General features: G+C 39.2%; 19 protein-coding genes. 1 reads left to right on the top strand and 18 read right to left on the bottom strand.

All coding sequences use genetic code 11. The annotated features are described in order from the left end of the window. Positions 1-55: 55 nt before the first annotated feature. Positions 56-742: a ComF family protein gene (locus tag PT287_RS09340; RefSeq protein ID WP_277134462.1), complete on the bottom strand. Its 687-nt coding sequence runs from the start codon at positions 740-742 to the stop codon at positions 56-58. Continuing rightward, complete coding sequence (locus PT287_RS09335) at positions 739-2022, bottom strand: DEAD/DEAH box helicase family protein (RefSeq protein ID WP_277134460.1); 1284 nt, start codon at positions 2020-2022, stop codon at positions 739-741. Before PT287_RS09335 ends, PT287_RS09340 begins: the two co-directional genes overlap by 4 nt. Before the next feature lie 45 nt (positions 2023-2067). Between PT287_RS09335 and PT287_RS09330 the strand changes: the two genes are divergently transcribed. Further along, positions 2068-2727 (top strand): YigZ family protein, encoded by a 660-nt coding sequence (locus PT287_RS09330; RefSeq protein ID WP_277134458.1) that lies wholly within the window; start codon positions 2068-2070, stop codon positions 2725-2727. A gap of 97 nt (positions 2728-2824) precedes the next feature. Here PT287_RS09330 and PT287_RS09325 read toward each other — a convergent pair whose 3' ends face one another. The 16 genes from PT287_RS09325 to PT287_RS09250 form a co-directional block, all read right to left on the bottom strand. Continuing rightward, entirely contained in the window at positions 2825-3985 is a 1161-nt protein-coding gene (locus PT287_RS09325) for an MraY family glycosyltransferase (RefSeq protein WP_277134456.1), read from the bottom strand. A gap of 139 nt (positions 3986-4124) precedes the next feature. Then, a complete protein-coding gene (locus PT287_RS09320; protein ID WP_277134453.1) occupies positions 4125-6149 on the bottom strand; it encodes a BspA family leucine-rich repeat surface protein in 2025 nt (674 codons plus the stop codon). Between the two features lie 168 nt (positions 6150-6317). Then, a complete protein-coding gene (gene rny / locus PT287_RS09315) occupies positions 6318-7949 on the bottom strand; it encodes a ribonuclease Y (protein ID WP_277134451.1) in 1632 nt (543 codons plus the stop codon). Positions 7950-8081: 132 nt separating this feature from the next. Beyond that, positions 8082-9188: a recombinase RecA gene (recA, locus tag PT287_RS09310; protein ID WP_277134449.1), complete on the bottom strand. Its 1107-nt coding sequence runs from the start codon at positions 9186-9188 to the stop codon at positions 8082-8084. A gap of 136 nt (positions 9189-9324) precedes the next feature. Beyond that, on the bottom strand, positions 9325-9984 hold the full coding sequence (locus tag PT287_RS09305; RefSeq protein WP_277134447.1) for an ABC transporter permease: 660 nt from the start codon (positions 9982-9984) through the stop codon (positions 9325-9327). After that, the gene (locus tag PT287_RS09300; RefSeq protein ID WP_277134445.1) at positions 9984-10919 is read right to left on the bottom strand and encodes a glycine betaine ABC transporter substrate-binding protein; all 936 of its coding nucleotides are present in this window, start codon (positions 10917-10919) and stop codon (positions 9984-9986) included. Before PT287_RS09300 ends, PT287_RS09305 begins: the two co-directional genes overlap by 1 nt. Positions 10920-10931: 12 nt before the next feature. Next, positions 10932-11555, bottom strand: a complete 624-nt coding sequence (locus tag PT287_RS09295) for an ABC transporter permease (protein ID WP_277134442.1) — start codon at positions 11553-11555, stop codon at positions 10932-10934. Between the two features lies 1 nt (position 11556). Continuing rightward, the gene (locus PT287_RS09290; RefSeq protein ID WP_277134440.1) at positions 11557-12732 is read right to left on the bottom strand and encodes an ABC transporter ATP-binding protein; all 1176 of its coding nucleotides are present in this window, start codon (positions 12730-12732) and stop codon (positions 11557-11559) included. Between the two features lie 158 nt (positions 12733-12890). Beyond that, on the bottom strand, positions 12891-13451 hold the full coding sequence (pgsA, locus tag PT287_RS09285) for a CDP-diacylglycerol--glycerol-3-phosphate 3-phosphatidyltransferase (protein WP_277134438.1): 561 nt from the start codon (positions 13449-13451) through the stop codon (positions 12891-12893). 28 nt (positions 13452-13479) lie between these two features. Beyond that, complete coding sequence (locus PT287_RS09280) at positions 13480-14547, bottom strand: RodZ family helix-turn-helix domain-containing protein (protein WP_277134436.1); 1068 nt, start codon at positions 14545-14547, stop codon at positions 13480-13482. A 66-nt stretch (positions 14548-14613) separates the two neighbouring features. Continuing rightward, positions 14614-15342, bottom strand: coding sequence for an SDR family NAD(P)-dependent oxidoreductase (locus PT287_RS09275; RefSeq protein WP_277134434.1), 729 nt, complete (start codon positions 15340-15342; stop codon positions 14614-14616). Between the two features lie 173 nt (positions 15343-15515). Further along, positions 15516-17972 carry a DNA translocase FtsK gene (locus PT287_RS09270; RefSeq protein WP_277134432.1) on the bottom strand — a complete coding sequence of 819 codons (2457 nt, stop codon included), beginning with the start codon at positions 17970-17972 and terminating at the stop codon, positions 15516-15518. 19 nt (positions 17973-17991) lie between these two features. Beyond that, positions 17992-18384: a DUF1149 family protein gene (locus PT287_RS09265; RefSeq protein ID WP_277134430.1), complete on the bottom strand. Its 393-nt coding sequence runs from the start codon at positions 18382-18384 to the stop codon at positions 17992-17994. A gap of 3 nt (positions 18385-18387) precedes the next feature. Next, positions 18388-18945, bottom strand: coding sequence for a tRNA (uridine(34)/cytosine(34)/5-carboxymethylaminomethyluridine(34)-2'-O)-methyltransferase TrmL (gene trmL / locus PT287_RS09260; RefSeq protein WP_277134429.1), 558 nt, complete (start codon positions 18943-18945; stop codon positions 18388-18390). Positions 18946-18990: 45 nt separating this feature from the next. Beyond that, complete coding sequence (locus PT287_RS09255) at positions 18991-20193, bottom strand: AI-2E family transporter (RefSeq protein WP_277134427.1); 1203 nt, start codon at positions 20191-20193, stop codon at positions 18991-18993. Between the two features lie 13 nt (positions 20194-20206). Next, complete coding sequence (locus PT287_RS09250) at positions 20207-20587, bottom strand: PTS glucitol/sorbitol transporter subunit IIA (RefSeq protein WP_277134425.1); 381 nt, start codon at positions 20585-20587, stop codon at positions 20207-20209. Positions 20588-20602: the final 15 nt, after the last annotated feature.

The following is a 20602-nucleotide window of genomic DNA, read 5'->3' as shown; positions in this document are numbered from 1 at the left end:
AGCCTTTCGTTATTTATATTATAACAAAACTTGAAAGCGCTAAACAAGGGATAACCTACCTACAAATTGAAAAACTTTCAATCTTAGCCGTTGGAAATTCGGCTACTAGTGCATCCCGCGCATGATACAGCGTTCGTCCGGTAGTATAAATATCATCCAAAAGTAATATCTTTTTTCGATTAAGATTATGTATTTTATTCTTTACACCAAAACTTTGTGGGGTGATTAAACGTTCGCGCCGGTTCTTTTCGCCTTGAGCACCAGAATCAACTTTTTTAACCAAAATTTCTGTTAGCGGAACCAAATCACCATAAATTGCGCTAATCGTGTCAAACTGTCGCTTATTAAAGTGAGCAGACGAAGTTGGCACAGGAACATAATAATCTGCTGCAATTAATTGCAGTTCTTGATAGCACAATTCCTGAAGCACTGCTCTCAAGACATAATCGCCATAGCGTTTGTAATTAACCATCAGGTCGTGAAAGGCATCATTATAACGAAAAATAGCATGGTGCTGCAATAATTTAGGACCATAAATACGCTGCCAAAATTGACAATCTAAGCACACACCATTTTGTGATAATTCACCGGCACAGGTGGAACACCTGGGGGATTTTAATCGCTGAAATTTAGCCAAGCAATTGGTACAAATGCACTGCATCCGCGCCTTTTTCCATGAAAAAACTTGTAGCAACGAAACAGCAGGCACAAATTGCTGGCCACACAATAGACAATTATTCATCGGTTCATCGCCCTAATCTGCCTCATCGCACTGCGCAAGCTTGCTGTATATTTGTGGTAGCAAAATAAGACTAACCCATTATTGTCTTCTTTTGCCCGTCCAACTCGACCGGCGATTTGGACAAGGCTGGCTGCCTGATAAATGCGGTCATCGGCGGCAATGACAATTACCCAAACATGATTAAACGTTACGCCGCGCTCTAAAATCGTCGTGGTTATTAAAATTTGCAGCAGCTGCTGCCGAAATTGCTGCACCTTTTCTAGACGCTTTTTATCGCCAGCATGAACGCCAGCCATTGCTACATCTGCTAATTCCGCCTCTTGCTTAAGTGCTGCTAAATACAGCGGTATTTGCTCAATTCGCGGCACAAATAGCAGCAACGGATGATCTGCCGCAATTACTTTTAAAATCGCAGCCATCAATTTAGGATGAATCTTGCCGCGATTTAAAAACGACCGCAAAAACAGCTTTTCCTTGGGAACTGGAAGTTTGCCCCCGTGAAAGCGCCGCTTTAACTTTAAAATTTGCAGTTGTCCAGCCTTGACTTGAGCTAGTAAATCAGCGGTCGGCGTCGCGGTTAAATAAACCCGAACCCCATTTCCCTTAACCGCATTTTGCGCACCAAAATGAAGCTGGGCATTATTGGCATAAGGAAACGAGTCAACTTCGTCGATCACTAATAAATCAAAGGCTTGATAAAATTTTAATAATTGGTGCGTTGTGCAAATCGTCAACTGGTCTAGCTGCGGCTCTTGGTATTTGCGACCATGATACATCCCGATTGTAATTTGACCAAATGCCGCTTGCAGTCTAGGGTACAATTCGTTTACCACATCAATTCGCGGTGTAGCAATACAGGCGCGCTGGCCCAACTTAAAACATTCTGCTAGTAAGGCAAACAACATTTCTGTTTTACCCGCACCCGTTACAGCGTGAACCAAGACATTATGGTGCTGGTTAAAATTATCAACGAGCTGCTGTGAGATTTGTGCCTGCGCAGCAGTTAGTTCACCTTGCCACGTTAACCCGTCAGTTTTGAGAGGTGGAAAATTAACCACCATCTGATTGCGCACCAAATAATCGCCTTCAACTATTCGTCCAATATTTATGCATGCGCGGCAGTATTTTTTACCATTAGGCAGTTGGGTGCTGACCTTAGCGCCGCAGCGATTACACTGGTCATCAACAATCGCAGCAATTTTCGTCAGTGCCTTATTTGTGCTAAAATCCTCTTGACCGCCAATCCATTGGCGACCTGCGAGGCTCATTAAATCTTCCATTTCACTGCCTCCATTAATAAATACGCAAAAAGAAGGCAAAATCTTTTGACTAACAAAAATTATTTAACAATTAAAACAAACGGCGACCATGAAATTATCATCAAAAAAAGCCGTTTTATCGCCAGTTTAGCAAGAACAACTTCTGTAGCCGAGGCCGAAGAATTTATTGCGACAATTAGTAAAAAATACCGCGACGCTACTCACAACACCTTTGCATACACAATCGGCCTCAACGACGATCACGTCAAGGCCAGCGATAATGGCGAACCTTCTGGAACCGCCGGTGTTCCAGAATTAAAGGCACTGCAACTAATGAAGTTGAAGAATGTAACTGTTGTTGTTACCCGCTATTTTGGCGGCATCAAACTTGGTGCTGGCGGCTTAATTAGAGCATATTCCAACAGTGTCAGCGAAGGCGCACAAGCAATCGGCGTTGTTAAACGGGTTCAGCAGCAGGAAGTCATTTTTCACGTCGTCTATAACCGTTTTGACGAAGTAGACCATTTTTTAAAACAAAAAGAGATTTATGTTGCAAAAATTGATTATGGGGTTGACATTACCATTCACCTTTTTATCGATGAAGATGACCAAGCTGCCCTTGAAAAAGAGCTAACCAACTTGCTTGCCGGCAAAGTCGCGTTTACTAACGGTGAAAAGCGCTATAATGAACTGCCAATTATCACGCATAATTATCATGAAAAATAGAAAAAGACCTAATAGGCGTCGTTCCTACTAGGTCTTTTTGAGTTTCTGATGCAGCAATTTTTAACAGCAGTAATAATTTAATGCTATTAAACTAATTCTATTCTTCATTACTATGGTGATGCTTTAACTGTTCTGGTTTATCCTGGCCTAAATGCCAAACCTCGATTGTCGGATCCTTGGTACTACGCGCACTGATTATCTTCTGCGTTAAATGCAAAAATGGCTTATACTTTTCGCCCAGCAAGCCAATTGATTCCACAAATAGCTCCAGAGCAAGCAAGAGGCCAATAATCAGCAGCCACGTTCCCCAAGTTGGCGATAGTAAAAAGAGTAATGAAATGAAGGAAAAAATCAGCGACAACGCATAAATCGTCAGCACAGTTTGGCGGTGGGTTAACCCCATTCGCATTAGCTGGTGGTGTAAATGATGCTTATCAGCCTGAGAGACTGGGCGTTTGTTTAGTTTACGCCGAATCATTGCATAAATTGTATCGGTAATTGGCACACCCAAAATAATAATTGGCACCAGCAATGAAATAAACGTAACGTTTTTTAATCCTTTAAGTGAGAAAATGGCAATCATAAAGCCGATATACAGTGCGCCGGTATCCCCCAAAAACATCTTTGCCGGATGAAAATTATAAGGTAAAAAGCCGAGCAAGCAGGCTGCTAACATAAAGCACGCAATCGGAATATACAATTGCCGCGTATGCAAGAAAAAGTAACCAACAATTCCCATCGTAAACAAAGAAATCATCGACACACCATCGGCTAGTCCGTCCAAACCGTCAATTAAATTAACAGCATTAGTCAAAGCTAAAATCCAAAAGATGGTAATTGGCAGGCTCCACCACCCTAAATTAATTTGCTTATTAATAATGGGCACGTTAAGAACATTCATCTTGATACCGCCCAAAAAATAAATCACTAACGCGCCAACAAAAATCCCAAACATTTTTTGTCTGGGCCGCAACTCCAAAATATCATCAATCATTCCCGTCAGTACAACGACACTTGATGCAAGCAAAATACTGAACGTTTCATGCGTTGGAAATTGTTCCCGCAGCAGCACGAAAACACCAATATTAAAAGTCACAAAGATACCTAGACCACCTAAAGTTGGCATCGGCGTTTTATTGACACGTCTAGCATTAGGATTATCAACTGCACCTAATACAAACGCTAACCTTCTAATAAATGGCGTAATTGCAGCTTGAATAATCACTAAGAAGAATAATTCAACAATAATTTTAAACATAATTCGGCTACTTTCATAATTTAGTTGGTTTTAATTATACAGGCTTGGGCAAAAATGCACAAATTAGGCAGAAACGCAAAAATGCTCTATTAGGAAAACTTTCCCAGTAGAGCACTTTATTAATTTAAAGATTAAGAAACTAATCGTTAGCTATTACCGTATTAAACATATTGTAATGGTTACTTGCATTACCATTCAAGCCATCATTAATTGAACTAAAGTCAAAATGATCAATTCCTGAAATTGGACCAGGAACTTTATGGAACATTGCAATCATGCTCTTAACATTATGTGTATCAAAATTATTAACATCAAGATTTCTTAAATTAATATCATCATGGAACATACTTGCCATCGAAGTAACCTTACTAGTGTTGAAACTACTTATATTTAAAGTAGTCAAGTTTTTATTAAACGCAAACATCTGATGCATATCAGTTACGTTTGAAGTATCAAAATTGCTTAAATCCAAACTAGTTAGAGCAGGGACAAAGTTAGTAGGTCCTTCCATATTGAACATACCAGACATATCCGTTACCTTACTAGTATTAAAACTACTTAAATCAAGACTTGTTAAACTATCATCAGCTGTAAACATTCTTGACATATTTACTACATTAGCAGTATCGAATTTATTTAAGTCTAAATCTTTCAGATTTGGATCATATCCAAACATTACTGCCATATTTGTAACTTTACTCGTATTAAAATTACTTACATCTAAACTAGTTAGCAGTTCATTTTTTTCAAACATATATGACATATTTGTTACATTAGCAGTATTAAAATTGCTTACATCCAAGCTTGCTAAAGATTCATCAAGGAAAAACATAAATGACATGTCTGTCACTTTACCAGTATTAAAGTTACTTATATTTAAGCTCTTTAAGCCTTTATCATTGGCAAACATACTAGACATATCTGTTACCTTACTAGTATCAAAATTACTTAAATCTAGGCTAGTCAACCTATTATCCCCATTAAACATATACGACATATCAGTTACTTTACCTGTATCGAAGTTACTTAAATCCAGACTTGTTAAACTACCAGTGATTGTGCGATTATCATAATCAGCACCATTATCAGAATCAACCATATCAAACATTGATTCCATATTTATAACTTTACTTGTATTAAAATTACTTAAATCCAAACTTTGTAGACTAATATCGCCACCAAACATGTAAGACATATCTGTCGTATTACTTGTATCAACTTTATTTAAGCCATTAATTTCAGTAATGTTCTTCAAGCCTTCAAATAATTGACTTGCATCTGCAGGAAAACTAACTTTTGAATCAATGCTTATCGTCTTAATATCATCCGAATTAACTTTCATATTACTTACTGAAGTTGCAATAGTATCATCATTAGACAAAATATTGCCATCTTTACCAGCAGCAATATGCAAGGTCTTGGTACTTGGATCATAAGTTAGATCACACTGACCACTTACACCCTTTTTAATATCAGAAGATGTTGAACCATTGTTATTTGACGTGTTCGAACCTGTTGAACTGCCCGTGCTTGTGGAGCTATCAGAACCAGCGGTATTACCACTTGGCTTGGATGAATTAGTTCCATTAGCAGGACTTGGTGCAGATGTACTATCATTAAACATTACATTTTTAGCTAAAATATACTTACCACTGCCTAATGAATAGTAAGTCTTACCTTTAATAGTTTTAGTACCGTAAGTTTGGACAGTTTTTCCAGCCTTAAAGGCTTTCTTACTAATGCGCTTACCTTTTTTATTGTATAAATATGACTTTTTAGTAATTTCTGCACTCTTAGCAAATTTTACCCGACTTGCAAGCACATATTTGCCGTGACCTAAAGAATAATATGTTTTTCCTTTAATAGTTTTAGTACCATAAATTTTAATTGTCTTATTCTTCTTTAGTGCCTTTTTACCAACACGCTTACCTGACTTGTTGTAAAGATAGGTTTTCTTGGTTAACTTAGCAACTTGAACTGAACTTTTTGCTTTTTTAACACTTGTTTGGGTACTTGCTACAGTTGCTGCATGAGCCTGATTAACTGTTGTTAACCCGCCAACTGTACCAGCAATTATGGCAGCCCCGACCAGCAAATTACGACTAGCCGTCTTATTATTCTTCAAAAAGGCTTTAACTAATTTTTTCCTATTATTAAAATGCATATTAATTTCCTCCTGCATTAAATTATTCGCTACATATTTAATAATAATCTTTTTTTTTTTTAATCAACAAGAATTATGACTTTCATCTAGCAAAATGGCTAAAAAGACAATAAATAATATAATTAATTCCACGCAAAAAGCTGAATTCTCTCGAATCCAGCTTTAATTTTATTTTGCAACTGCCACAACCCGTTTTTCACGGATAACTGTAATTTTAATATTACCAGGGTAATCAAGTTCTTTTTCAACCTGATTCCGAATATCACGTGCCAAAACGGTAATTCGATCATCCGAAATTTTCTCTGGCTCGACCATTACCCGAACTTCACGTCCAGCTTGAATGGCGTAAGCCTGCTTAACTCCTTCATACCGCTTAGCAATCTGCTCAAGTTCAGTCAGCCGTCTAATATAGTTTTCCAAACTCTCACTTCTCGCACCCGGTCTTGCCGAAGAAAGCGCATCTGCTGCAACAACTAGTTCAGCAATAAACGACAACTTCGGCACATCCCCGTGGTGGGCTGCAATTGCGTTAACAACAACATCTGACTCATGATACTTCCGTGCTAATTCCACACCAATTTCTACGTGTGAACCTTCAATATCATGGTCGATGGCTTTTCCAATATCGTGTAATAATCCCGCGCGAACCGCTAATTTTTCATTTAAACCAAGTTCTGCTGCCATAGTACCAGCAAGCTTGGCCACCTCAATTGAGTGACCAAGCACATTTTGTCCGTATGAAGTACGATACTTCAAGCGCCCAAGCGTCTTAACTAGTTCAGGATTCATCTTGTGAATCCCAAGTTCCATTAATGCGCTTTCACCGGCCTCATAAATATCGTCATTGACTTCTTTACGAGCCTTATCCACCGTCTCTTCAATTCGAGCAGGATGAATTCGGCCATCTTTAACCAGCCGCTCCATTGCCCGCTTGGCAATCTCACGTCTAATTGCGTCAAAACCGCTAAGAGTAACCACTTTAGGCGTATCATCAATAATTAAATCAATACCTGTCAGCGCCTCAAATGAACGAATATTCCGGCCTTCACGACCGATAATTCGTCCTTTCATCTCTTCATTAGGCAAATCAACTACAGATACCGTGGTTTCAGCCACTGTATCTGCAGAACTACTTTGAATAGCATCAATGATTATTTGACGAGCATAGTGGTCTGCCTTAGCAACTACCTCTTCATTACTGTCCTTAATCATTTCTGCCCGCTCTTTGACTAATTCATCAGCTAATTGGTCTAACACCAACTTCTTAGCTTGCTGCTTGTCAAGGTGAGCAACTTCATACAACTTCTGTTGTCTTTGATCGACTAACTCAGCAGCAGTTTTAACCTTATCATTCAGTTCTTCCTGCTGTTTTTGTAATTGATCCTTTTTCTGGTTAAGTTCATTCTCTTGTTCTTTAAGTAAAGAATTCTTATGATCAAGGGTATCTTCTCGTTGTTTCAGCCGATTATTGTCACGCGCAATTGTGTCACGCTTAACATTTAATTCGTCTTCCACTTTTTGCCGATAATCCTGAATTTTTTCTTGAGCTTCAAGAATCTTCTCTTTTTTAGTGTTTTCAGCACTTTGCTTTAAGGCCTCGGTAGCCTGCTTTTGTGCATTAACCTCGGTTTTTGCAGCAGCAACTTGTGCTTTTGCATCGGTTAAAATATGGTCAGCATCATTTTGCGCATTCTGGGCATTTTTTTCCCAAATATGTTTACGAATTGCATAACCAATTCCTAAGCCAATTATAATTGAAATAATAGCAACTGCGACGGGAATCAAAATTATATTTGTCATGATTACTATCGCCTTTTTTTATTTTTTAGATTATTCACACAATATTAATGATAAAGAACCGCGGGACACATGTCAATCACCAAGAAAAAAACCTTGCCTTAAATTCCAAGGTCAAGGTTAATTTCTTCAACTCTATTTGCTTTTGTTGTCAGTTTCTTTTTCTACAGCTTCCTTTGTCACATTTTCATCTTTTGCTTTTTTAACTTTAACTTTTTCCGGATCTTCACGGTCAGCGATTGACTTTTCATCAATTCCATAAGCTTGGCGGACTTGATGCTGAACGTCGTTATAAATGTCTCGGTGCTCTTCAAGATACTTCTTAGCGTTTTCTCGGCCTTGACCAATTCGCTCATTATTGTATGAATACCACGAACCAGCCTTAGCAATAATATCCTTATCAGCTGCCATATCGAGCAATTCTCCACTTTGAGAAATACCCTTACCATACATCATGTCGACTTCAGCAACCTTAAATGGTGGCGCAACCTTATTCTTGACCACCTTGATTTTTACTCGGTTACCAGTAATGTCGCCGCCAGTTTGCTTGATTTTTTCAGCTCGTCTAATTTCTAAACGAATTGTTGAATAAAATTTCAGGGCACGACCACCAGGCGTGGTTTCAGGGTTGCCGAACATGATACCAACTTTTTCCCGAATTTGATTAATAAAAATCGCAATGGTTTTGGTCTTATTAATATTACCAGAAAGCTTACGCAACGCCTGACTCATTAGCCGCGCCTGCAAACCCACGTGACTATCACCAATATCGCCGTCAATTTCAGCTTGCGGCACCAAGGCGGCAACAGAATCGACAATCAAAATATCAATGGCACCACTGGCAATCAAGGTATCAGCAATCTGCAACCCTTCTTCACCAGTATTTGGCTGTGACAAAATCAGCGCGTCAACGTCAACACCTAAAGCTTGTGCATATGCAGGATCCATTGCGTTTTCGGCATCGATATAAGCAGCGGTGCCGCCACGCTTTTGAACTTCAGCAACGGCATGCAAAGCAACCGTCGTCTTGCCTGAAGATTCAGGCCCATAAATTTCAATAATTCTTCCTCGTGGATAACCGCCAACACCTAAAGCCGCATCAAGTGCCAGCGAACCGGACGGAACCGTCGAAATTTCGGTATCAGCCTTGTCGCCCATTCGCATTACGGCGCCTTTACCAAAATTCTTTTCAATTTTTTTCAATGCACTTTCAAGTGCCTTTTGTTTTTCGTCTTTGGCCAAGCGATTTGCCTCCTCTATTTAATACCAATTAATTATACTTTGATTTCTTGCTAATTTGCAAGGAAAACCGAACAAATGTTTATTCTTTTATCCCACATTATTAAGTACGCTAAAAGTCTCTTTTTTTGCGAAAAAATTACTGGCGCAATCCTTTTGGTTGCAACCACTTTTGTAAAAGATTTAAAACCACGTCAGCCAATATCGCCATTAACGCTGTTGGCACGGCACCAGCTAAAATGATCGCACTACCATTAGTCGCATTCGTTCCCCTAATGATAATGTCGCCTAACCCGCCAGCACCGACAAAGGAGCCAATCGAGGTAATACCAATTGCAATCACAAGCGCATTTTTCAAGCCGGCAACAATAACAGACATTGATAGTGGCAACTTTACCAAGTACAAAAGCTGCAATCTTGTCATACCCATTCCTTTTCCCGAATCAATTATGTTTCGATCGACATTACGCATGCCCGTATAAGTATTCTTAATAATTGGCAGCAGCGAATATAGCGTCACGGTAACAATTACCGTCATTACGCCGAGTCCCAGCCCAATCATGACAATTGAAAGTAGCGCTAGCGACGGAATAGTTTGGATAAAATTAGCAATTTCAACCACAAAGTCACCTAAGTGAGTATTGCGAGAGATAAAAATGCCAACGGGAATGCCAATAATAGCTGCAAATAAAACACCATAAATTGAAATTAAAAATGTTCGATTAAATTGCGCTAGCACATAACTGCCATTGTGTTGGTAATAATAGATAAACTGCTGCCATAACGATAACTTAGCCATTATTGCGCCTCCTTAAAGTAATGATGCTTAACTAAAAACTGATGAGCAACCGTTGCGGGCTCAAGCAAATGATCATCAACTTGGTAATTCATCGCCCGAATTTCATGAACATTAATATGACCAACCAGTCGCATCAATAATGGCTTTAACTCTGGATGTTCGCGTAAAACATAATTATTAATCAACATCCCACAATTATACGGTGGGAAAAAGTGCTTGTTATCCTTAAGCAAATTCAAGTGATAGCTATCAATTCGCCCATCGGTTGAATAACCAAGGATAACATTCATTTTGCCACTTTTAAGTGCCGAATATACCAGTCCAATGTTCATCGGATGCAACTTGCTAAAAGTAATGCCGTAAGCTGTCTGGAAGTTAGAATAGCCAACTCCTGGTGCATTAACCCACTCTGACGCAACTCCAACAGAAAACTTGTTCTGATATTTTTTTAAGTCAGAAATATTGTAAAGATGATCTTGCTTTTGCTCTTTTCGATTAACCATAAAAGCATAATTATTAGCAAAACCATATGTATGTAAATATGTCTGATCCCACCGCTTTTTAACTTCACGACGAACCGTGTCATTTGCTCTTTTAGAGTCTTTAATCGGTGCCATTAAAAGATTGGCGGTTAGCTCTCCACCGTCATAAGCTGCAGCCTGAATATCGGCGTCATGGCGATATAACGCCTGATGCTGCATTGGTGCCGAGCCTAAATTATTCACGATAGTTGCTTTGTATGGCGTTTCATGCTCAATCAGTTGCGCAATAATATTCGCTACTGTTTGTGATTCTGTTGTCGTCAAAGCTGTGATGCGAATATTTTGACCACTGCCCTGACTGTCTGACAAGCCGGGCAACCCACATCCACTTGTAGCTACGGTTACAATTAAAATACTAACAATTAAAAAGAATTTTTTGACTTGTTTTTTCATTTCTAGCACCCCCTATATTCCTTTCGGCGTTAATCTTTTTTCCAATTTACCTAAGAGATAATCAGTTAGTAACGCCAAAATAATTACAGGAATTGTGCCGCCCAAAATCAAACTTGGCTGGTAGAGGCTTAACCCGTTGAAAATGAAGTCACCTAACCCGCCGGCTCCAATGTAGGAAGCCAGAGTTGCCCACGCAATTACATAAATTGCCGATAATCTGATGCCGGCCATAATCACTGGCATTGCTAGAGGCAAGTCGACTTTCGTAATTAATTGCAGCTGCGTCATACCTAGACCGCGCGCTGAATCAATCGTATCCTGATTTACTCCTGTTAAGCCAACATAGGTGTTACGCAAAATCGGCATTAAGCTATATAAAAATAACGCAATTATTGCTGGCACTTGACCAATTCCAAAAAAGGGAATCATAATCGCGAGTAGTGCCAATGCCGGAATTGTCTGCAACATACTAGCAAAGGCAACGACTACTTTAGCTGTTCGGGGAAATTTTAATAAAATAACACTTAGTGGCACTGCAACTAAAATCCCCAGCGCTAAGGCAATTGCCGAAATATAAATCTGCTGCCATGTTTTAACAATTAATTCTGAACCATGTTGTGCAAAAAAAGCTGACATGTTATTTCGCCTCTTTTGCTGATTGCTTATTGGCTGATTTACCGCCCCAGATTGATTCATAAACAACATTAACTAAGCTCGACCGCGTAACAATACCAACTAACTTTTCTTCAGAATCAACCACTGGAATATATTGACCATTACGGCTTAGAATACGACTAAAATTATCACGCAAATATTCTTCGGGTCCAACAGTATAAGCTACCTGTTGCAAAATATCACTAACACTAGTGAGCGATTGGTATTTGCGCTGCAACGCATCAATTGAAATGTAGCCCTTTAAGTGATTTTCATCATCAACTACTAGCAAGGTATCGACATGATGCTCTTTCATCATGGTTAAGGCCTCTGATAGCGTCGCACCAAGATTAATCTGAACCGGATTAGTTAACATCACATTTTTGACCTGCACCGTTTCGTATTTAGCAGCCGCCAAACGTTCCTCGCCAATTAAGGTCTCTACAAAGTCATTAGCAGGATGATGCAAGATTTCATCCGGCGTCCCCACCTGAATTAGCTGGCCGTCATGCAAAACGACAATCTTTGTTGCCAATTTTAACGCCTCATCCATGTCATGGGTGACAAACACGATTGTTTTGCCTAACTTAGTCTGTAAGTGCTGCACCAAATTTTGCAAACTTTCACGTGTAATCGGATCAAGCGCACCAAACGGCTCATCCATTAAAATCAAACTTTGGTCCGCTGCAAGAGCCCGCACGACACCAATTCGTTGTTGCTGTCCGCCAGATAACTCTTTAGGATAGCGATCCAAATAATCTTTAGGCAATTCTGCCATTGCAATTAGCTCTTCTGCTTCCTTATCTAATTTTTCTTTTGGCCATTTCAACAATTTGGGAACCAAAACAATATTCTGGCGAATTGTCATGTGTGGCATCAAGCCATTATTCTGAATAACATAGCCAATATGCCGTCGGAGATTTACAGGATTAAACGACTTAACGTTTTTACCTTCCACAAAAACTTCACCTTTAGTCACACTATTCATCCGATTAATCATCCGCATTAAAGTTGTTTTGCCAGAACCAGAAGTACCAATTAAGCAGCAAAACTCGCCCTTGTCAATTGTGAAACTAATATTCTCAACAGCCGGCTTTTCGCTCTTAGAGTAAATTTTCGAGACATTTCTAAATTCAACCATTGGAATTTTTTTACTCATATATATTCTCCTTTTTAACAGTTCTATTAATTTAATGCTAACAATCGAGAATTAATTAAGCAAAAATATTGAATTTTTTATATTTTAGTATTTTAAAAATATGCACAAAAAAAGCACTAACTTTGTCAGTGCTTTTTTACTTAAATTCATTTATTTTGTTACATTGAACCCTTAAAAACATCCCATGAATTGTGGAAGTAGTCCCAGCCAGAGTAGATTGTAAAGATTAATGCTAGGTACAATAAAATTGTCCCAATGTAGTAAAAATTACCAATCAGTAAGAAGATAACAGACAACATTTGGCAAGTTGTTTTAATCTTACCAGGCATTGCTGCAGCCATTACTTGGCCCTTATTTTCTGCCAAAATCAGCCGCAAGCCAGTAACTGCAAGCTCACGACAAACAATAATTACAACCACCCAAGCTGGTGCCAATTTTAATTCAACCAGCATAATGAAGGCAGTCATTGTTAACATCTTATCGGCCAACGGATCGGCAAACTTACCAAAGTTAGTTACCATATTGCGTGACCGCGCAATGTGACCATCAAACCAGTCAGTTGCAGAAGCAACTGCAAAGACAACTGCAGCAATTACTAACCGCCAATATACGGTACTGCTACCAACTTGTGTACTTGCGTTGCCGCCAAACATGACGATTAACACAAATACTGGAATTAAAAATATTCTAAAAACAGTTAATTTATTAGGTAAATTCATTCTCTACTACTTCTCCTATATTTGATAATTATCTGCCATTATTAGTGGTTGAAGAGTGAGTTGAACTTCCAGACTGGTTACCATTATTAGTAGTATTAGTCTGGTTATTGCTCTGACCATTATTCTGGGTAGTTTGATTATGTTGTGAATTATTGTTAGTACTATTGTTATGAGTAGCCTGATTATTTGAACTATGAGTAGACTGACTAGAATTGGTACTATTAGTGCCATTATTGGTATTTGAACGATAATTATTAGTTGAATTTGACTGACTCGTAGTCTGACTGCGTTGCTTACCAATCAACAAAGTTAAATTCAAGTAGCCATTCTGGTCGTCATATGGTACTTTTTTACCGCCAACTGTCACCTTAGTGCCTGAAGCATTACTCAAGTTAACACCCACATTTTGAGCATTAGTCGGTATAGCAATCGTTTGCTTTTGCCCAGCTGCCAAAGTTTGTGATGCTTGTCTAACACCATTAAATGAAATAGTGACAGTAATACTTTGATCGCCAGCACGCACAACTAAATTACGATTTTTCTTCAAGCCAGTAATTTGGAATTGGTTAGCAGCTAACTCCTTAATCTTAACCGAATTAGCTACGACTGGCTGCTTTTTCTTAGGCTTATTAGTATTTCCTGAAGAAATTGAAACACCCTTATCTGGATTAACATCCTGATTATGACTTGCTGAAAAGTGAGCGTAGACCACGTAACAAACCAAAATCACACCAATTACTCCCAGACCCACAATAATCCGTGGGAGGTAGTTCTTCCATAATTTCTTTTTGTTACTGGTTGTCTTGCGAACTTCCTCGCTCTTATTATCAATCGAATCCTCAACGTACTCATCTGGTTGGGCTGCGGGAACTTCTTGATGGTATTCACTGAGCAGCTGCTTGCCATCTAAGCCGACAATCTGGGCATACTGTCTAATAAAAGCCCGTACATAAAAATCTCCGGGAAGTTTATCAAAATCATTTTGTTCAATTGCCGTCAGATATCTACCTTGAATTTTGGTTGCTTTTTCAATATCTGCAATTGAAAGTCCCTTTGCCTCTCTGGCACTGCGTAATTTATCTCCGATATCTGCCATAGTTACCTCTTTAAAAATCTTTACTAACAACTTGAGTATAACATATACTACTACTTTATTTTACATTTATAAAAGCCAGCCGCCGCTGACATAAATCGTCTGACCTGTTAAATAGCCAGAGCGAAGATTGAGCAAATTCTTGACCCAGAATGAAATATCGCTGCCTTCGGCAAGCCGACCAGCAGGAATTTCACCCTTGACCTCTTCCATTGTTTCCGGTGCAAACATCGCGTTCATCGGCGTGTTAACCGCACCAGGAGCAATGACATTAACTGTCAAATTAGCTGACGCAACTTCGCGCGCATAGCTTTGAGCAAAACGGGTTAGTCCCGCTTTTGAACTGCTATAAACAGCTTCCATCGCACTACCTTGACCGCCATAAACCGAACCCAAATATACAATCCGGCTAAAATCATTTTTAATTAATAGCGGCTCAAGCAAGCCAGTTAATTTAATTGGTACCGTCAGATTAACCGTCATAACTTGGTCAATCTTAGATAAATTTTGCCCGCTGACAAAATTATAATCGGTAATGCCTTGTGCAAAAACAACCGCATTAATCGGCAATAACCCCTGGACAAAGGTTTGTAAATCATTATTATCAACTAAAAAACTAAGTTTAATTGGAATAAAATCTTGCTGGGGAAACTGCTTGGCTAAGTTTTCACTTAATTCACAAGCAGCTTGCCAATTTTGACTGCAATGAACATAAAGCGACCAGCCATCTCGTGCCAAATCTGCACAAATAGCCTGTCCTATTCCACCAGTAGCGCCAAAAACAATTGCTCGCTGCATTCTAACATTCCTTTTCTGCTCAATTAAGAGCTATTAATCTGGACAGCATTACAAATTATATAACAATTACTTGTTCAATTCTACACTTTTACGATCACAATGTTCGAGTTAATTCTAACATTATTTAGCCGTAAAATTAGCTAAAATTGCCACATGCTAAACTTTCTTAAAAATTACTTTTCAGTTGTTTCTTCAGGTGGCAGCAAGACTTGGCGCGGCTTTGATCCTTCTGAAGGGCCAACGACCCCTTTTGCTTCCATCTCGTCCACAATTCTTGCAGCTCGATTATAACCAATTCTAAAGCGGCGTTGCAACATTGAAACACTAGCGGTCTGCTGGCGTCTAACCAAGTCGACCGCCTGATTATAGAATTCATCTTCCGGCTCATCGTTATCTGCTACATTATCGCTGCCCTGTTGCGGAATCATTTCTTCATCATATACGGGTTTCTGCTGCTCTTTAACCCATGAGATTACTTTTTCAACTTCACTGGAAGACACATAAGCACCCTGAATTCGTTCGGGCTTTGACGCACCTACAGGCATATACAGCATGTCGCCACGGCCCAGCAATTTTTCGGCTCCAGTTTGGTCTAAAATCGTTCGTGAATCAACCCCACTGGAGACAGCAAATGAGATTCGCGATGGTACATTGGCCTTAATTAAACCTGTAATTACGTCAACACTCGGTCTCTGCGTTGCCAAAATCATGTGAATTCCGGCTGCACGCGCCATTTGTCCCAAACGGACAATTGCACCTTCCACATCATGGCCGCCAACCATCATCAAGTCACTTAACTCGTCAACCACAACCAAAATATAAGGTAACGGCTTCATTGCCGGCTTTGACTTATCTAGATTGTTTAGGCGAACCTTTTCATTAAATTCACCCATATTGCGGGCACCACTCGCGGCAAACAATTTATAACGCCGCTCCATTTCCTTAACGGCCTTGCTTAATGCATTGGCAGCTAACTTGGCATCCGTTACAACTGGAATTAGCAAATGAGGCACGCCATTATAGACTGACAATTCAACCATCTTAGGATCAATTAAAATCAATTTAACTTGGTCAGGCATTGCCTTCATTAAAATACTAGTTAAAATCGTATTAATCGCTACGGACTTACCAGAACCAGTCGAACCAGCAATTAACAAGTGCGGCATTTTAGCTAAATTAGCCGAAATTGTCTGGCCCGTTACGTCCTTACCGAGAGGCACAACCATTGGCTCCTGCTCTGCCTTGGCATCTTGATGCTGCATGACATCCTTAAAGGCAACAACTGAGGTTGTTCGGTTAGGTACTTCAATCCCGATAAACGGTTTACCAGGAATTGGCGCTTCGATTCTAATATCCTTGGCAGCTAAAGCTAGCGCCAAATCATCGGCTAAGTTGACAATTCTGCTGACTTTAACACCAACAGCAGGTTGAACTTCGTAACGCGTAATTGTTGGTCCCAAAATCGCCTTCTTGATGATGACATTGACACCAAAACTCTTAAAAGTGGTCTGCAAGGTTTGCGTATTTTGCCGAATTAACGTCTTATCCGAGCTCTGGTCAGTATTTTTAACTGGATTAAGCAGCGATAGCGGCGGTTTACGATATTTAGGATTAGTCTTTTGCTGCGTTTTCAATTCACCATGGTCAACATCTGCCAACTCTTGTAGCATTTTCTTGTCTTCGTCGGCAAACGAATGTGACTTCGGCAAACTTGATTCTTCTTGTTGATCAGTTGCTGCTTCTGGCTGCGATTCAATCGCTGTCGGCTCACTTTTAGGAGCTTCCTGACTGGCAATTTGAATTTGCGGTTCATTATCCTCAGTAATTGAGGGTTGAAGCTGCTCTGTTTCAGATGAATCTTCTTGCGCAGGCGGCTCTTCAGTTTCATCTTTTTCAACAGTAAAATCATTAACATTAGGAAAAATCGCTGATTCCGAGTTCAGCGGATCATTTAAATCACGCGCCTGTTGCTCTTCGCGTTTTTGTAATTGCTTCTCACGTAACACCGCGTACTTATCTTTGATTTTAGTCCCTGCTTGTTGGTTTTTAACTATAAAAAGCTGGCTGATGGACTGAAATTTTCCGATAATTGTTCTAAATTTAACATCAAAAAACATTAACAGCCCAATCGGAATCAATAAGACTGCGATTACGCGTAGGCCAATATGACCAAGCAATTGATAAAATAATTGATAGCAGAGAGCACCAATCATCCCGCCGCCAACTGGCACTGTTATCGCTGCTCGACCAAATTCGGCAGAAATCTCGTGCCAAAAGACATTCATAAAAGCATTATTAACTAGCTCATGCTCAAAATAAATGCTGCTCTGAATTACCAGTATTCCTAAAATCGCCAAAAACAAGCCGCAACTGCGTTTGAATTTAAAGTGCATCGGCTTGTTATAAATCAGCATTACCAAGCCAAACAAGTCAAACAGACCTGCTGCCAGTAAATAAGAATCACCAAAAAACAAACGAAAACAATTGGCAATTTGTCTACCTAAAATACCAAATTTGACAAATGCCCAAACAGCAATAATAAGCTGAATTAGACCAATAACTGACCAAGTTATCCCTGTATTTTGCGCCTTCTTACGTTTTTTAGTTGTTTTTCTCCTTTTCTTAGGCATAATTGCACCTAATTAGGGCCTAAAAATTAGCTTGGAAGTTCAAATTAACTGGTTGATCCAAGGTAATTTGCGTAACTTCATAAGTTAAAGTCTCAATATACTCAACTAACGGGCGGCTGAGCAGCTTGTAGTCGGTCTTATCGAGATCGCTGCCATCACCAAAATAGTCCTTAATTTGAACGATTTGACTAATCATCCCACTCACAGAAAATTCTCCGGGAGCTGGTGCAACATCAAAAATAACTGTCACATCAAAGTAATTGCCATCTTTACCAGCATCAGTTGTCCCGTCATCATTTTGTTTTTCAACCTTTTTCAGACCAAAATTAACTTGATCCTTTGTTTCTGATTCTTCATTAATGTCATAGTGAAAGTTCTTAACCATCACTGGTGTTTCCTTAACAAAATCCATTATTTATTCTTCTCCTAAATTTCTTTCGTAACGCTCAGGGCGATTATAATCATCCTTCAATTTGTCATTTTCGTAATGATGGGCCGTTTCCATATTCGGAAAGCCTTGCTGGCGCAGCGCCTCAAGTAAGACCATTGCCACAGAGTTAGATAGGTTATAACAGCGAATATTATCCGACATTGGAATACGCAAATTGCGGTCATAGTACTCGCGCATGAAGGTTTCAGGCAAGCCAGTTGTTTCTTTTCCAAAAACAAAGTAATAATTTTTATCTGGGTCAGTATAATCAACCTCAGCATAATTTTTCGCTGAAAACTTCGAAATTAAGTACATCTCGTCTTGCGGACCTAATGTTTTTAAAAATGCTTCTAGGTCATCGTGGCGCTTGACATCTACCTTATCCCAATAATCAAGTCCCGCGCGCTTCATCTTTTTATCGTCAATCTGAAAGCCCAATGGCTCAATCAAATCTAGCACTGTATTTGTCCCCGCACAAGTCCGAGCAATATTACCAGTGTTAGCTGGCATCAACGGTTCATACAACACAACGTGATTCGTCATAGTTTTCTCCTTAATAAAAAAGCGTGGCTCACAACCACACTTCTTCTATTCTTTTGTTATTTTTTCTTTTTTATTTGTAGCTTCTGTGGTTAAAGCAACATTCTTATCCTCCGCAAAAACCTGCGAAACCTTACGGTAATAATTGTACACGCGCATGATAATAATTTTCAAGATTGCATAAATCGGAATCCCAAAAATCACACCCCAAAGACCCCAAACAGAGCTGGCGCCGATTAAGAGCAAAATCGTGGTCACTGGATGCATTTCCATCTTATTACCCAAGACCAGTGGACTAATTACCCGCGACTCAATTGTTTGCTCAACCGCAAACACAATGATCACCTTAACTAGCATTGGCACCGAGATCATAATTGCAATCACTAAAGCCGGAATAAAGGCAATAAACGTTCCAAAATACGGAATCAAGTTTAAAACACCACTTAAAACCGCCAAAGCAATTGCGTATGGCTGCCCAATAATAGTGTAGCCAATTGAAAACATAATGCCAACCCAAAAAGCAACGGTTATCTGACCACGAATATATGAAGCTAAAGCAGCATTGATTTCATATAATAATTTACTAAAACTTTCTTGCCAGCGTTTGGGAGCAAATTCCGTAATATATGGTCGTAATTGGTGGCCGTCTTTTAGCATAAAAAACAGGATAAACGGTGCTGTGACAACTGTCATGAAAATAATGGTAATAATACTAATGGCCGATGAAATATTATCTAGCGCTGCGTTAATCGCTGTTTGACTCGACTTGAATAACATGTTTTGCGCATGCGTGATAGCATCGTTAATGTTGTTTTTAACACTATGAAATTGCGGATCACTTAACTTATCCTGGATAACGATAGTTGCATTATGCCAAATGTAGGGCCAATGCTTAACTAACGAATTAATCTGACTTTGAATAATCGGCAAAAGCGTGTTGACAATCCAAACAAGCAGCACTGCTACTAAGATAAAAAGTCCAGCAATGGTAATAACTCGTGGCACTTTAAACTTACGCTCAAGCATATCTACCAGTGGATTCATAATGTAATATTGAATTACTGCTAGTAAAAGCGGCGGCAAGATCGCACTAAAAAACAGCCGTGCTGGATTTAAAACAAAAGAAATCTTATTGAACAACCAAATCACAAGGAAGAACAATAAGACATTAAGCAACACAATACTAAAGCGATTATTTAAAAACCATTTTTCAAAAATACTGCGCTTTAAGTGTTTTCGTTGATTTTCCATTAAACCATCCTAATTATATGTGTTCGTAGACAATGTCATCATCTACCTTGAATTCTGGCAGCGTCTGTTTAGCATCCAATTCAAGATAAATACCATTGGCTAATGGGTTCTTGGGCTTCTTCTGGTCTAAAAATAAAGTTGCATGACCCAAGGCGCGCATGTTACTTTCAACCATACTGCCAACAAACGCAGCAACATAGGTTTGACCATCAATTGTGATAGTATCACCCTTTTTAAAAACGAATGTACTATCAGGTGTCTGCACACTAAACTTTTGGATCACCGATACATCAACTAAGTCTTTAGTAACATTTTCACCAAACAAAATAACCATTTTATCTTTCGGGTTAATTGCTTGTTTACCAATTTGCGTTATTGTAGATATCCATTTCATTTTTTAATGCTCCTT

This window comes from Lactobacillus sp. ESL0679 (genome assembly GCF_029433515.1).
In the GTDB taxonomy this organism is placed as follows: Bacteria; Bacillota; Bacilli; order Lactobacillales; family Lactobacillaceae; genus Lactobacillus.
Note: the sequence above shows the minus strand (reverse complement) of the source record. Positions and strands in the feature narration are given on the sequence as shown.

Bases quoted from the DNA above. Each gene is read 5' to 3' on its own strand.
- PT287_RS09275 (WP_277134434.1), bottom strand. From the start codon at position 15,342: ATGCAGCGAGCAATTGTTTTTGGCGCTACTGGTGGAATAGGACAGGCT.
- PT287_RS09325 (WP_277134456.1), bottom strand. From the start codon at position 3,985: ATGTTTAAAATTATTGTTGAATTATTCTTCTTAGTGATTATTCAAGCT.
- PT287_RS09270 (WP_277134432.1), bottom strand. From the start codon at position 17,972: ATGCCTAAGAAAAGGAGAAAAACAACTAAAAAACGTAAGAAGGCGCAA.
- trmL (WP_277134429.1), bottom strand. From the start codon at position 18,945: ATGACGAATCACGTTGTGTTGTATGAACCGTTGATGCCAGCTAACACT.
- PT287_RS09340 (WP_277134462.1), bottom strand. From the start codon at position 742: ATGAATAATTGTCTATTGTGTGGCCAGCAATTTGTGCCTGCTGTTTCG.
- PT287_RS09320 (WP_277134453.1), bottom strand. From the start codon at position 6,149: ATGCATTTTAATAATAGGAAAAAATTAGTTAAAGCCTTTTTGAAGAAT.
- PT287_RS09295 (WP_277134442.1), bottom strand. From the start codon at position 11,555: ATGTCAGCTTTTTTTGCACAACATGGTTCAGAATTAATTGTTAAAACA.
- PT287_RS09280 (WP_277134436.1), bottom strand. From the start codon at position 14,547: ATGGCAGATATCGGAGATAAATTACGCAGTGCCAGAGAGGCAAAGGGA.
- pgsA (WP_277134438.1), bottom strand. From the start codon at position 13,451: ATGAATTTACCTAATAAATTAACTGTTTTTAGAATATTTTTAATTCCA.
- PT287_RS09300 (WP_277134445.1), bottom strand. From the start codon at position 10,919: ATGAAAAAACAAGTCAAAAAATTCTTTTTAATTGTTAGTATTTTAATT.
- PT287_RS09265 (WP_277134430.1), bottom strand. From the start codon at position 18,384: ATGGATTTTGTTAAGGAAACACCAGTGATGGTTAAGAACTTTCACTAT.
- PT287_RS09305 (WP_277134447.1), bottom strand. From the start codon at position 9,984: ATGGCTAAGTTATCGTTATGGCAGCAGTTTATCTATTATTACCAACAC.
- PT287_RS09290 (WP_277134440.1), bottom strand. From the start codon at position 12,732: ATGAGTAAAAAAATTCCAATGGTTGAATTTAGAAATGTCTCGAAAATT.
- rny (WP_277134451.1), bottom strand. From the start codon at position 7,949: ATGACAAATATAATTTTGATTCCCGTCGCAGTTGCTATTATTTCAATT.
- PT287_RS09335 (WP_277134460.1), bottom strand. From the start codon at position 2,022: ATGGAAGATTTAATGAGCCTCGCAGGTCGCCAATGGATTGGCGGTCAA.
- PT287_RS09250 (WP_277134425.1), bottom strand. From the start codon at position 20,587: ATGAAATGGATATCTACAATAACGCAAATTGGTAAACAAGCAATTAAC.
- PT287_RS09255 (WP_277134427.1), bottom strand. From the start codon at position 20,193: ATGGAAAATCAACGAAAACACTTAAAGCGCAGTATTTTTGAAAAATGG.